General features: G+C 44.6%; 10 protein-coding genes and 2 tRNA genes. 8 read left to right on the top strand and 4 right to left on the bottom strand.

What is annotated here, in order from left to right; translation table 11 throughout:
- Positions 1–87: 87 nt before the first annotated feature.
- Positions 88–255 (bottom strand): hypothetical protein, encoded by a 168-nt coding sequence (locus ACG1BZ_RS14735; RefSeq protein ID WP_413662471.1) that lies wholly within the window; start codon positions 253–255, stop codon positions 88–90.
- A gap of 557 nt (positions 256–812) precedes the next feature.
- Here ACG1BZ_RS14735 and ACG1BZ_RS14730 point away from each other — a divergent pair.
- Positions 813–1640, top strand: coding sequence for a hypothetical protein (locus ACG1BZ_RS14730; RefSeq protein ID WP_413662470.1), 828 nt, complete (start codon positions 813–815; stop codon positions 1638–1640).
- A 359-nt stretch (positions 1641–1999) separates the two neighbouring features.
- Here ACG1BZ_RS14730 and ACG1BZ_RS14725 read toward each other — a convergent pair whose 3' ends face one another.
- Positions 2000–2278, bottom strand: a complete 279-nt coding sequence (locus ACG1BZ_RS14725; protein WP_413662469.1) for a hypothetical protein — start codon at positions 2276–2278, stop codon at positions 2000–2002.
- Between the two features lie 948 nt (positions 2279–3226).
- On the opposite strand from ACG1BZ_RS14725, the gene ACG1BZ_RS14720 reads away from it, so the two are divergent.
- Positions 3227–3922 (top strand): glycerophosphodiester phosphodiesterase, encoded by a 696-nt coding sequence (locus ACG1BZ_RS14720; RefSeq protein WP_413662468.1) that lies wholly within the window; start codon positions 3227–3229, stop codon positions 3920–3922.
- Between the two features lie 146 nt (positions 3923–4068).
- On the opposite strand, the gene ACG1BZ_RS14715 is transcribed toward ACG1BZ_RS14720, so the two are convergent.
- Positions 4069–4272 (bottom strand): DNA-processing protein DprA, encoded by a 204-nt coding sequence (locus ACG1BZ_RS14715; RefSeq protein ID WP_413665878.1) that lies wholly within the window; start codon positions 4270–4272, stop codon positions 4069–4071.
- A gap of 1109 nt (positions 4273–5381) precedes the next feature.
- Between ACG1BZ_RS14715 and ACG1BZ_RS14710 the strand changes: the two genes are divergently transcribed.
- Complete coding sequence (locus ACG1BZ_RS14710) at positions 5382–5777, top strand: universal stress protein (protein ID WP_413662467.1); 396 nt, start codon at positions 5382–5384, stop codon at positions 5775–5777.
- A 112-nt stretch (positions 5778–5889) separates the two neighbouring features.
- On the opposite strand, the gene nhaA is transcribed toward ACG1BZ_RS14710, so the two are convergent.
- Complete coding sequence (gene nhaA / locus ACG1BZ_RS14705) at positions 5890–7320, bottom strand: Na+/H+ antiporter NhaA (protein WP_413662466.1); 1431 nt, start codon at positions 7318–7320, stop codon at positions 5890–5892.
- A 1031-nt stretch (positions 7321–8351) separates the two neighbouring features.
- On the opposite strand from nhaA, the gene cysC reads away from it, so the two are divergent.
- The 5 genes from cysC to ACG1BZ_RS14680 all read left to right on the top strand — a co-directional run bounded on the left by cysC (position 8352) and on the right by ACG1BZ_RS14680 (position 13041).
- Positions 8352–8981, top strand: a complete 630-nt coding sequence (gene cysC, locus ACG1BZ_RS14700; protein WP_282932285.1) for an adenylyl-sulfate kinase — start codon at positions 8352–8354, stop codon at positions 8979–8981.
- A gap of 195 nt (positions 8982–9176) precedes the next feature.
- A complete protein-coding gene (locus tag ACG1BZ_RS14695; protein ID WP_413662465.1) occupies positions 9177–11543 on the top strand; it encodes a DUF6351 family protein in 2367 nt (788 codons plus the stop codon).
- Positions 11544–11643: 100 nt separating this feature from the next.
- A tRNA-Val gene (locus tag ACG1BZ_RS14690) sits at positions 11644–11719 on the top strand.
- A gap of 27 nt (positions 11720–11746) precedes the next feature.
- Positions 11747–11823, top strand: a tRNA-Asp gene (locus ACG1BZ_RS14685).
- 231 nt (positions 11824–12054) lie between these two features.
- Positions 12055–13041, top strand: a complete 987-nt coding sequence (locus ACG1BZ_RS14680; RefSeq protein WP_413662464.1) for a 1-aminocyclopropane-1-carboxylate deaminase/D-cysteine desulfhydrase — start codon at positions 12055–12057, stop codon at positions 13039–13041.
- The last annotated feature ends 62 nt before the right edge of the window (positions 13042–13103 follow it).

The raw sequence follows: 13103 nt of genomic DNA, 5'->3' as shown, positions 1-13103 counted from the left end.
TCAGAGTAGGGAGGGAGAAAAGGAAAATTAAATTATTTTTTCCTTGGGTACTTCCGATCTGGGTTGGCAACTTTATCTGCTGTTCGATCATATCTCTGCAACAGAATGGGTTTTCTGTCCAGTAAGTTTTTGCTCATCACCGTCAATATTACTGGCGGCTTTAACTTTCAAATCAGTGGAACTGAAACCACCTTTAATAACTCCCACTTCAAGCACGCTTCGCTGTTCTGTTAGCCTGGTGGTATTAAAGCTCATGTGGGTGAAGAGACGCCCGGTGCGGCTGCGAATTTTGAATTTGTGCGCTAACATTGCTCGTAAATGCGTGGTCTACAGCTACCCTTGATACTGGCTCTAAATTTTCGTCTATGCTCTTCCGGTCTTGCTATAAATAATTAATAGACCATTTTCTTTCATATCTGCTAGTGCAAGGGTTAATACATCTTGCTGCCGGGCCGCATACAGGTAGCTAATTTGATGCATGATGTGACCGCGTTGACCAAGTCACAGCCAAAAGGCTTCGTACTTCCATTCTTCGAGATAGCGACCACCGGCTCTAACCGCGCTCTATATTTTTTTTGAATGACACTTTTGCAAAATGTGATCAGGTACTGGATTTTTATGTGTGTCATTTAGGTTAAATTCGGTGAGAAAGAAAAAATCTATTCGTGAAATCGTGAAGCTCTCTACATGGTAATATCGTCCCGGAAAGGGATGTTAAATTGAGCGCGGTATAATTTACTTAGTTTAAGGTGTGTTATAAGCTTTACTTTCTCTTCCGTTAGTTAATTCAATATATTTTTTAGTGAGTTATTATGTTTATTAGAAATGCCGTCAAAACCGTAGCTGTTTCTGTCGCCTTGTTAGCCTTCGGCGCGCAAGCTAAAACATTCCAATACGAACTTCAAAACCTAGACTCAATTGGTGGTGAAATACAGTACCCAGGTTTAAATTTAGAAGGCGCGAACTCTGTAATTTTGACTGTCGATCAAGAAGATCAATGGTCACCTGCTGTACTTACTTCGTTAGAAATTAACTTTCCTAATGCGCCCAGTCTGTCAGTAAGCAATTTCCAGGTGGATGACGGAGGCTGGAGACATGAAGCGACCGTCGATGGCGCCTGGGTGTATCGTCAGCTTGATGTTGTAGTAGATGGTCTAGACCTAGAAAGTTCAAATAATACAATGATCAACATTGAGGGTTATGTCTCAGAGGCTGAAAATTTTATTGGGGCAGAGCGTTCACTGAATTTTGACCAACGACTATTTACCGCTCATGGGCAGTTGGTTGATACGACTCCAAGTAAGATTGTTGATGTCAAAACTTTTACTGTTGATGGCAACCAGGTTGAATTGTCTTTAAGAGATAATCCAACTCTTGATCCAAATTCAGCCAATGGTGATATGGCATTTATTGTCGAGTTGCTTTGGTTTGGGGAAGGGAAAGAAGTTTACCATTTTCACGCACCATTCGGTGATGAATCAAAGTTTTATGAAGCATATAAGCTAGAAGTTTCAACAATGCCTGGTCCTGATGGTGATGAAACAGTCATAAGCATTAAAGTTAAAGATGCGCAAGGCATGGAATTTGAAATTCATCATATATATCTTGAAGATATACTGAGAGAAGCGTACGAACTCTAATCGTACTCTTCTTTTTGATTTAAGGTTTTAGATACGCTAATTATCCAAATCAGTTAAGCTATCTTAGCGAAGTCGCTTTGTAGCGATACATATTACAGAAAAAAACCCGCGCTATGCGGGTTTTTTTCTGGTGTTTAAATATTTGACAATGATTTTTTCACGGAAACGGAGTTGTCTAGTCGCTGCTGAGACAAAAACTACTTCAAAGATGAAACTCTCAGTCGCTTGATTCGATTCAGAGAGCGTTATAGTAATTCAGTGATTATTGATTCTAGGTACCGCTGCCCGGCTCATAACGCCCAGCTGATGAGGGTTTGTGAGCATTTTTTAATAGGGCTCACAAACTGGATGACTATTATTTAGCAAAGCTCAGTTACTGCCTTCACCATTGACTTTGTAGATTGCTTCGGGCAGTCATTGATCTTACTCTCAATCACATTTTCATCGATAATATTAAAAATTCTCGCTTTATCAGTTCCCTTGTCGAATATCTGAGCCCAGTGAGTAAATGGGTCAGTTTTGGCAATCTGTTCTATCTCTTTGTAGGCGTCATCTTCGTTGTGAAATGACCGCTTAAAGTCCTTTATTCCACCCATAAGCAGGTTGTAAGTACCAGTAAACAATGCGTATCTTTCCATGGAATTCTCCAAATTTATAAATCTGGGCTCCGAGTCGGTAGCCTTGGGTAGTTATTGGCGACTGAATGCGCCGAAGCGCAGTTGGCTAATTGCCTGGCCAGAAGTAATAAAGCCTGCATACTAACCATGCACTCTAATTTAACCCTTTTGTTTATGTACAGAAGCTTAACCAGTATTTGCTTTTGCATTTTGAGGAGAACTTGTGTCGTAATTTGCATCATATTTTCGTAAGAATAATAGGTCTAAATTGTACTACATTTTATATTGTTCGATATATTTTTATTTTTACTTGCCTGTATAGATGAGGGGGAGGATTTTCTCTCTCTCTACCGCTCTTAACTTCCCTGGCTTGATCTAAATGTTTTGTTTTAGCTTAAAGGGTAGAATTTCCAGCCCAGAAACCTGATCGATATGTCCTTAATTGATAATGGAGGCTTTGTTTAGTTAATGATTTTGGTGGCGATATTTTCTAGATTTGTGCATTAGTACTTAATATTTAAATGTATGATATTGCGTAAAATAGATGGGTACATTTAGAGTGGGTTATCTATCAGGTTTAAGTGCTTTAATGGTTGATTCTTTGGTTGGATATACGTGAACAAAAAAAGCCTTGAAGGCTGTAAGAGTTACTTTTGTATCTCTTATATGGTTTAAATAGTTTAAATAGTTTAAATAGGTTGAATGAGTCAATTCGTGCTTTGTATGTGAGAGAAATAGTATACCTAATACTATTTCTCTGTAGTATCTATTTTGGATTGGCTTTTGTTTGTGTCTGAGTAATAGCTCTTCTCTTAAAACATAGGAAACTTCTAAATGAACAACGTGCTCAAGATCGTTACTTGTCTGGTTTTATCTATGATGACTTACAATAAGGTTTTGGCTATTGAAATCCTTGCTCACAGAGGAGCATCTGGTGAGTACCCTCAAAGTACCACCCTGGCTTTTGATATGGCATTGGAGCAGGGGGCAGATATTTTAGAGTTGGATATACATTTGTCAAAAGATCAGTTTATTATTATCAATCACGATGCAGACCTTAAAAAAAATACAGGTGTCTCGGATAAAATAGAAGATTTGACTTTGGGAGAAATAAAAGCATTGGATGCTGGATATGAGTTTACCCTAGATAATGGTGATAGTTACCCATTTCGAAACCAAGGACTCGCCCTCTTAACATTAAATGAGCTATTTGAGCGCTACCCCAATGCCATATTTAATATTGAAATTAAACCAAATGATAGAGTCCTCTCAGAAATACTATGGCAAGTAATTGTTGATTATAGAATGGAGCAGCAAGTTACTGTGGCCAGCCAGCACAGTAAAGCCATGGGACACTTTCGTGATATCAGTGGGGGAGAGATTAGAACAAGCGCAACAGTCGGTGAACTTATAGAGGCCAGTCTGGCCTGGAGTTCGGGCTTTGGATGGGCTTTCAAGCCGGATTTTGAAGTTGCCCAACTGCCATACAGTATTACCACTAAGCCCTATGTTCGCTTTTTTCAGAGTAAAGGCGTGGCCGTCGATCTCTGGACAGTTAACGATATAGATGACATTGAGCGCAGTATATCCCTTGGTGTAGATGGGATTATTGGTGATTTCCCTGGGCGAGTTTATCAACTACTTGAGAGTGCTGGAGAGCGGTAATTTTGCTAGATGTGGGTCGGAATTACCGAGTACAAAAATTTTCTTGTAAAAGAATAATGAAGTTAGTGTTAACTTGATAATTTTAACCTTAAAAAGTCAGTGCTTTATTGGCTTTTTAAGGTTCTAGGAGACGGCGATATCGATCTTTATGGGCAAAAGTAGTATACAAAGAGTTTTTGTTTAGCCTGGAGGCAAAAATCTACATACTTCATTGAGCCTCCCGAAGCTTCAGATTCAACAATTAGAGAGGGTTGGGATAGGCCTAGCTGCAATCTATTCTGGCTTACAAAAAAGTGCTGTCGAGTGGTGTGCTGTGGTACCCACAGGCCCCCACTTTTTGATACTTTCATTGCTAGTCGATAATTCGGCATTGGGTTTGCTATATGCAATCCGTAGGAGAGACTGTAATTGTTCCATCTTTAGGAGCTAGGGTTCCCTACGGGCTTCTGTGTCAATTCCTAGAGTTAGCCCACTGGCGACAACACTGTTTCTAGCAGCAATATGGCTGGCTATTTTTTGGTCTATTTCATTCCATTTTTGTCGTATCTGTGGATCCAATTATTGCAATGCCAAGCTACTTAAGTAAGCTAATATTACTGCGCGCATAAACAGTTAAGAGGGGATTGGGAGTGTCTTCTAGTCCATAGGGATATTTGTAATTACCTTGTCGAATCTTTGCTACTTCCATTCTGCAGATTAAAAGAACCCTTTTACTTTCTAGTATGTCTAATTAGGTCGGAGGCAGCTTACAAAGAGTTATAGCCGCTAAACATGAGGCTTTCATATCAGGTTTCTTTCGGCCTTTGAGTGACACCGCGCTTTATAATGCAAATCCTGCTGGAGAAACAATTGGCTTCTGAAATAGAGCTTTGTTTTGGGTGCAGGGCTGGGAATGTAATGTCATAGTTGCCTCAAGTTATACAATCAGCTCTAGGGGCGAGACTTGTTGAAAGCGATGAGTTGGCAGTTTAAAAATAACAGAAAGCCCTGCAATTGATGTCTTCTGCTAATGGATTTTTTGTGAGATAGACTTGTGCCAAAATAGAAGAGAGCTAGGGCTGTAAATGAGATGTTATTAGGTATACATTTTTCTGAAGTTGAAAGTTCTTCTATTGATATCATCTGCGTGGATAAAGATGTCTATCGTATAGTAATAAATTTTTGCTTGCGACGCAGATGTGTCCTATCCGTTTGTTGCTTATATCTTCTCGGTCTTTAATTTTTTAGAACTTACAGGAGGTTTAGTCAAGAAAATGATAACTTCTGGCCTCCTATGGCTGTTTGAGAGTTGTGCCGTAATCGAGGCTTTAGTCCGTTCGGGTTGAATAGATAACAGGTGGTATTAGGTTGATTTTTTAATTTTCCCTCTTTGTGCTTCGAACTCTTTTCATTTAAGCTGTGGTGGAATCGGTGCTCTATAAGTTCAGTTGTTATTAGTCAAATATACTGGAGGGGGAATATGTACAATACTATCCTTTGCGCTATAGAAGCGTCTCAAGAAGGGAGGTATGTGTTGTCTAAAGCGGTAGAATTATCTAAGAAATTTGATAGCAAGCTAGTAGTTTTAAATGTACTGCCTTATAGCTTCCTGCCCAAGGATTATCAAAAAGAGCTGAAAGAGAGTGCAATTCCGAAGTTTGAGGAGATTACGGAAGACTTTGGGGTTAGCAAGAGAAATCGTGCCCTTAAAGTGGGAAAGCCTTATGAGGTTATCTGTAAGGAAGCTGAAAAAAGGAAGGTGGATCTGATAGTTCTGGGAACTCACTCCAAGAAAGGTTTGAGCTCCCTGATTGGTTCTACCGCTAATAGCATAGTGAACTATGCACATTGTGATGTAACTTTGGTTCGAATCTAAGTTATAGGGACATAGTCGACTCAATTTTGCCTTCTATTCGTTCATTATTCGTAATGATGCTTTTGGAGGCCGGGCAACCGGAGTTTGCCCGGCCTACTTTGATTGTTGCTGTTTAGTTGGAAGTAGCTTGGGCTGGGTAATCTGGCTCCTCGCCCTTGACTTCATTTTTTTCTGAGACAGGAGCGTTACGCAGTACCAAAAAGCCAGCTGTCCCAGCGATAACTGATGCTAATAGAATGCCGGCTTTCGCCTGAATAAGCAGCTCATTTTGTGAGCTAAATGCTAGTTCGGCAATAAAAATTGACATGGTGAACCCAATACCTGCGAGCAATGCTACACCGACAATATGTTGGAAATTCGCCGCTTTGGGTAATTGGCCCCAACCTAGCTTCCAACCTACCCAAGTGGCCCCTACAATCCCAAGCAACTTACCGACCACCAAGCCAAAGATTACCCCGAGAGTGACCGGGTTGAGTATCGCTTCGGAGCTACTGAAGCTGTCGACCGGAATTCCCGCGTTAGCCAGTGCAAAGATAGGTATCACTACAAACCCGACCGGAATGTGCAGGCGAGTCTCCATGCGTTGTAGCGGAGATTGGGCTAAGTTCACGCCATTACCCAAGCCCATTACGCGAGCTCGTAAATCATCGTTAGCGATAATCTTGTCACCTGGGCGGAAGCAGCGGTCAAAGCTGCGAATGATATCTTTTACGAAGGTGCTAAATGCTACAGGATCGTATTTTGGCTTGGCAGGTAATGCCATAGCGGTAATGACACCAGCGAGAGTAGCGTGGACACCGGCTGAGTGAAGTCCGTACCACAATAGACCTCCAACAAAGACATAGGCCGCGGATCGGCGAATACCCGCAGCATTGAGCAGCCCGAGCACTACAACCAGGCCACCTGATGCGATGAGCGCTGTCATGTTTACTTGCTCTGTGTACCAGATGGCAATAACGAGAATTGCCCCTAAGTCATCTACGATCGCCAGTGCGACCAAAAAGGTCACTACTGCTCGTGGTACACGGTTGCCTAGTAGTGCAATACAGCCTACCGCAAAGGCAATGTCTGTTGCCATCGGGATACCCCAGCCTGGACCGGCTTCGTTACCTAAATTAAGGGAGCTGTATAGTAGGGCTGGCACCACCATACCGCCGATAGCGGCCATCACAGGTAGTACTGCCTGACGGAGATCTGAGAGTTCTCCCACAAGAAACTCTCGTTTTAATTCCAAGCCGACTAGAAAGAAAAAGATGGCCATTAGGCCGTCATTGATCCAGTGATGTAGGGAAAGGGAAAATGTCCAGTCTCCTGCACCTACCGCAATAGGCATATGAAGTAGATGCTTGTAAGCCTCTTGCAGAGGAGAGTTAGCAACAATCAAAGCGATAAGCGCAGAGAGCATTAGCAATATACCACTGCTGCTTTGGCGATGAATAAATTCCTCAAAAGGAGTAACCAGGCGACCAAATGCCTCTTCTAGCGGGGCTTCAAAAATTTTTCCTTTGCGAATTTTAAATCTATTTAAAACCCCTTTACTCATCGTTGAGCATCCTCCTTTACTGGCTATAGACCCTAAGAAATATAGGGCTGTTTTTTCTCGATTCAGGCCCACAGATTACCATGGAACTTGTATTTTTAACTAGATTAATGCGCGTCACTCGGTAGTCGGCCGCAAATATGATGAATGAGAAAACCTGCGCAGTTGTCGGGGGGTATTCGCTTCGTGTGAAAAAGTTGAGGGTGTCGATGACTTGAAATTAAATGATGCTTTTTATCGGCAGGTGACAAGTTTAATTCTAATCTCATATAATTTTATTGTATTCGGGTTGTACGGAATAATAGTTTTTTGTGTTAACTGTAATAATCAATTGTCTATGGATTTGAATGGTCTACTTTAGTTTGCCTAGCTAGTCCAAAAGGGTAGTGATGCTCCTAAGTTTCTTTGCTTGAGATTAAGGAGGGTAGCATTGCATGGGAGCCTCCTTGCCAAATTTTCCTACCTGTTTTTGGCTCCTCAGCTGATGATAATTCAACGGCATATTGTTCATTGGAGCGAGTAAAAGGAGCTGACGGAAGGAGCTTGCATCTCCGGTGAGAATTTATAGATTTACAAAATATATAGATGGGTATTGGCTGCGAGCGTTTGTGACTAGTGATACTTCTTGCTCGATTCTTTATTTCGCTCAATAGCTTATAGAAGTACCTAGTTATAGATGGATTAGTGTAACAATCTGATGTCCCACTCAGCCTTCGCGTAACGAAGGGATGGTAGTGGCAGAATGGTTTAAATGATGCTGCCTGCAGTAGTACCACTGGAGTAGATTCCAAGCAAAAAAGTCCTGTCTATAGGGTTATTTTGCCCATTCGGCCCCACTATTAGAACAATGCCACTTTGTTGCTTATGCACTCAAGACTTTGAGTTGAATAGACACGTTATAACAGAGGGCTTTACGCTTACCGCCCAAATACTCGATAATTAGCGCCCATATCACAGGCAGGCATTGGCACAGAGTGCAATGAAATGCTTGATACCTGTGACACTAGGATTGTATTCAAGACTTGGAGTAATCAGTGACAGCTACAGTTGAGCAAAAAGCGACCAATGTCCATTGGCATGAGGGTGATGTGACCCGCGAAAACCGGGCGAGTATCCTCGGCCACAAAGGCGTGACTCTCTGGTTCACCGGCCTTTCGGGCTCTGGTAAGAGCACTGTGGCTGTTGCCGTAGAGAAGGCTCTGGCTGCTCGTGGCGTGCTCAGTTACCGTCTGGATGGCGATAACATCCGCTTGGGCATCAATTCTAACCTTGGCTTCTCAGCTGAGGACCGCCAGGAAAATATCCGACGTGTAGGCGAAATTTCCAAGTTGTTTGCGGATACTGGCGTGGTTGTTTTATCCAGTTTTATCAGTCCGTACCGTGAAGATCGTGATTTAGTAAGAAAGATGCATGAAGCAGGAGATCTTCCGTATATGGAAGTCTTCGTAGACTGCCCACTGAAAGAGGCTGAGGCACGCGACCCCAAAGGCTTGTATAAGAAAGCTCGCGCAGGTGAGATCAAAGGTTTTACTGGTATAGATGATCCCTATGAGGCACCTGTTTCACCAGAATTGCACCTGAATACTGCTGAAATGACTCTTGAAGAGGAAGTAGAAGTGATTCTCTCCACTCTCCAAGAGAAAGGCATTATCGCTAAAGACTAGGCGGTACTGCTTTCGAAAGGGGGATCACTAGATCCCCTTTTTTTGTTTTTGTCCTAAAGATATTTGCGCTTCTGCGCACCGCTCTACAAGTCCTGCCTCTCTTTAAGTCTTCCTCGGCGCCAACTGCCAGTAGCCTGGGACATCCGTTCATATACTCAAGCTGTACAGAAAGTGATGTTTCCTGTGGAGGCGCTTATGTCCGTTAGGAGAGGCTGGATACTCTCTATTTTGCTCTTGGTGCTAGTGGGCCTGGGGGCAGCAGCTTGGTATGGGTATAACCAGCTGCCAAAAGTCCACGGGAGCGTAGATGCTCCGGTGTTGAAGGTTCCTGAAGGGGTGTTGGACTATCAACCTGCGCCAGCTTATTCCGGCCCTCACCCCCGAATGATGTCCCGCCCGCCTGAATATTTCCCATTTCCTATTGGCTTGGGAGAGGTAGGGCCTGTAGAGACTCTATTCAGTGGACCAGCCAGGTACCCTCTTTATTGCGGGAAAAACAATATTACAAATAAGCAGCCCCTGGTAGACAACCAGGATGGTGAAGGGGTGCCTATCTTTGCCCTAAATGATAAGGGCAGGAAGACAAAAGAGGTTATTGGGTATAGCCGGGATTGCAGTCACGCTACAGAGGTTACCTATTTTTACCGTAGTACCACTGATGGCCAGTTTCACTATATGCATGAGGCCAGAAATGATATCGATAAGGTGACGGTAAACGGGAAGCAGGTAGATTTTATTGTTCGTGTAGAGACAGGCACGATCAACCGTCACTTTTATGCAATAGCAGTATTAAGGGGAGAGGGTGAGTCTGCAGGTAGGCCAAGTGGTAGTAACTGGAATAAGCGGCTGATCTATCAGTTTCGTGGTGGTGTAGGCATTGGAGGGCGCCAGGGAAAAATCAACAAAGGAGATATCACCACACGGCGAATGGATGAGCTTGCGCGCGGTTATGCGATTGTCTATTCGACCGCCAATCAGACTAGAAACCATTACAACATGTGGCTGGCAGAAGACACTGCTCGTAGGGTGAAAAAGCAATTTGTATCGTTATACGGGGATCCAATGTACACCGTTGGCATTGGGGGGTCAGGTGGAGCGATCCAGCAGTATCTATTTGCGCAGAATGCTCCGGGCCTCTTAGATGCCGCTATCCCCTTGTATTCCTACCCAGATATGGTGTCCCAAACAATCTATGCCTTCGACTGTGAGCCACTGGAGTACTTCTTTGACATTGTGGATAGGCAGAATCAACGCTGGAAAAAAGCAGAGGAGCGCACGGTTATCCAGGGGTTAGCTGCCAGTGAGAATGGTTCAAGTAAATTTGGAGTGTTGAGCTTTTTTGCTGGGATTTTTGATAGTCGCTACCGAGATAGGATGCAGGGAACCACTGAATGCGTCGAAGGGTGGCGAGGCTTAGTACCGTTGGTTAATAACCCTAACTTTGTTCACTTTGCTAAGAGTTTCGCTGCTGAGGTTGTCCCAAAAGTGCATTGGACGCACTGGGAGGATCTTCGCCAGTTTTATGGTGTAAACGCATCAGGGTACGCAAATAGTTCTTGGGACAATGAGGGGGTGCAGTACGGCCTGAAAGCCCTGGTGAACGGCGAAATCAATATAGATACATTTTTACGTGTCAATGCTGCTGTAGGTGGCTGGAAAGCGCCAGAAGACCAGAGTCAAGAGCAGCTGTGGTTCATGAATGGGAATATGTTTCCGGTTCGCTTGTCCCTTTGGAGCGAGCAAAACCTCAATATGGGAACACTCCAAAAGCCGGCGAAGCGCAGCCGCGCAAGTCTGGAGGCTATTAATGGAATATATCGTTCCGGGCACGTTTTCCTGGGGGATGTAGAGATTCCTATTATTGATTTGCGGCACTACCTCGATAAAGAGCCTGATATGCACCACAGCTCTGCCTCTTTTTCTGCACGCGAGCGTATTCGGCGTGCCCGTGGACATGCGGAGAACCAACTGATTTGGATGAGTGACAAAGGCTACAACCCATTGCATGAGGCGCTGGATTTAGTCGACCGGTGGATGCAGGGCATCATAGAAAACCCAGGTAAAGGTGTCGTGGAAAACCGCCCGGATGATGCCAATGACCGATGCTTCGACAAGGAAGGAAATTTACTTGCGTCTGGAGATAAGGTTTGGGATGGCCCATGGAATAGCCAAGCTCCCGGGAAGTGTATGAGGGTATACCCGATTCATAGTACGTCAAGGCAGGTGGCGGGGGCACCGGTGACCGATGATGTCTTTAAGTGCGCTCTACAGCCGGTTGAGCGGGCGTTGGCGAAGGGGATCTACGGTCCATTCACTGAGGAAATTTCCAGTCGTGTGGCAGATCTAAAGAGAATATTTCCTACCGGTGTGTGTAATTACAACGAGCAAGACTTGGCCCGCCCAAAAGAGCAGCTGATACCGAGGGGGATACCTGTGAAGATAGCTGGGCATCTGCTAGACCCAGACTATCGGCAGGGTAAGGTCTTGCAGGGAGCAAGTACTGAAGAGGCTGAAATGAGGGGGGTTCCTGTCTCTTTACCAGACGAATCGGATGGAAATTAATCGGACGTGATTATTTGGCGTGAAAATTGTTGACAGGAATCTACAGTCGGGTAATATGCGCCTCGCTCAAGGGGGCACGGCCCCTATAGCAAAGAGCACCGGGTGGTTAGCTCAGTTGGGAGAGCGACGGCCTTACAAGCCGTAGGTCACAGGTTCGACCCCTGTACCACCCACCAACTTCCAGAGAGGAAGTTTACTACCGAGGACCGGTAGTTCAGTTGGTTAGAATGCCGGCCTGTCACGCCGGAGGTCGCGGGTTCGAGTCCCGTCCGGTCCGCCAGACACAAAAAAGCCCTCACATGTGAGGGCTTTTTTGTGTCTGGCTATTGCTGCTATTTACCCTTCTTGCTTTTGCTTTCCACTAAGTTCTTGTTCTTTTCTTTCTCTTCTTCTTGGGTTCAGTGTCACTATTGTGTTGAAAGTGGGGGGAGCAGGCTGTTGCATGATGAGGTGTTTGTAATCTGGCAAATTGGCTTAAATAACCTTTTAACTGGTTTACTGATGGGTATTTATGGATTTTCTTGAGCGCTTGGATCTGAAAACCTTTACGGAGGCGGCTCGAAGAGTTCCTTACGAAAGGGTTTATAGTCATTTGTTTCCCGGGATTGAACTTTGGGTTCGTAGGGATGACCGGCTTGACCCCATGCTTTCCGGAAATAAAGCATATAAGTTGCTTTTTAGTTTACTTGAAGCGAGAGAGAGGGGGATAAAGACTGTCGTGACCTGCGGAGGTGCTTGGTCTAATCATATTCATGCAACGGCTGCAGCAGGGGCTCGCTTCGGTTTTTCGACGCTAGGTGTCATCAGGGGGGAGAGACCGTCCAGTCTTAGCGCGACACTACAGGATGCTCAGCGCCTGGGAATGAAGTTGGTTTTCGTAACACGAGCTCAATATCGCCGAAGAGGAGAAGCAGAATTTCTTTGTGAGATTGGCATAGATGAAGAATCCATGTTGTTTGTGCCGGAAGGAGGTGCTGGGCTACCTGGTGTTAGAGGGGCGAGACTGCTGGGTAGGGTGATAAAGGAGACTTCACCGGTAAGATTTGACCAAGTATGGGTTGCGAGCGGGACGGGGGCTACCTTCGCTGGGTTAGTCGCAGGTCTGCGGGAATTTCCGGTAGTTGGAGTTGAGGTACTTAAAGCTGGTGGCAGTATCGAAGCTGGCGTCTCTCAATGGCTGAGGGAGTTGAAAGGTGAAGTTGAGCAGAGTATCGAGCGTGTAGATACTCAAGGTGCCGTCTATCGCGGTTTCCTGGGTGATTCTTGCTGTAACTTACTAAGTTCGTTTCATTGTGGGGGATATGGAAAGTTTCCAAGTTACCTGAGCAGCTTTCTCGATGATTTTGATGCTCAAGTAGGTATACCGTTAGATCCTGTCTACACTGGCAAGTTATTTTATGCGCTGTCCAAGAGCGCCAGCAGCGGGAATATAGCTGCTGGCAGCAAGGTTTTAGTGGTCCATTCTGGGGGAGGGCAGGGGCGTCGCGGGTACTTTTGATCTATTTGAGTCCCTTTAAGCTTGGGCCGGGATATCTAAATTCAGTGGGTGCGTTCGACTCA

Origin of the sequence: Microbulbifer sp. CNSA002 (genome assembly GCF_047324085.1) — a bacterium.
In the GTDB taxonomy this organism is placed as follows: Bacteria; Pseudomonadota; Gammaproteobacteria; order Pseudomonadales; family Cellvibrionaceae; genus Microbulbifer.
This window is presented reverse-complemented; position numbering and strand designations above follow the sequence as displayed.

Coding starts and splice junctions, on each gene's coding strand:
- ACG1BZ_RS14735 (WP_413662471.1), bottom strand. CDS start 255: ATGAGCTTTAATACCACCAGGCTAACAGAACAGCGAAGCGTGCTTGAA.
- ACG1BZ_RS14730 (WP_413662470.1), top strand. CDS start 813: ATGTTTATTAGAAATGCCGTCAAAACCGTAGCTGTTTCTGTCGCCTTG.
- ACG1BZ_RS14725 (WP_413662469.1), bottom strand. CDS start 2,278: ATGGAAAGATACGCATTGTTTACTGGTACTTACAACCTGCTTATGGGT.
- ACG1BZ_RS14720 (WP_413662468.1), top strand. CDS start 3,227: ATGGCATTGGAGCAGGGGGCAGATATTTTAGAGTTGGATATACATTTG.
- ACG1BZ_RS14715 (WP_413665878.1), bottom strand. CDS start 4,272: ATGAAAGTATCAAAAAGTGGGGGCCTGTGGGTACCACAGCACACCACT.
- ACG1BZ_RS14710 (WP_413662467.1), top strand. CDS start 5,382: ATGTACAATACTATCCTTTGCGCTATAGAAGCGTCTCAAGAAGGGAGG.
- nhaA (WP_413662466.1), bottom strand. CDS start 7,320: ATGAGTAAAGGGGTTTTAAATAGATTTAAAATTCGCAAAGGAAAAATT.
- ACG1BZ_RS14695 (WP_413662465.1), top strand. CDS start 9,177: ATGTCCGTTAGGAGAGGCTGGATACTCTCTATTTTGCTCTTGGTGCTA.
- ACG1BZ_RS14680 (WP_413662464.1), top strand. CDS start 12,055: ATGGATTTTCTTGAGCGCTTGGATCTGAAAACCTTTACGGAGGCGGCT.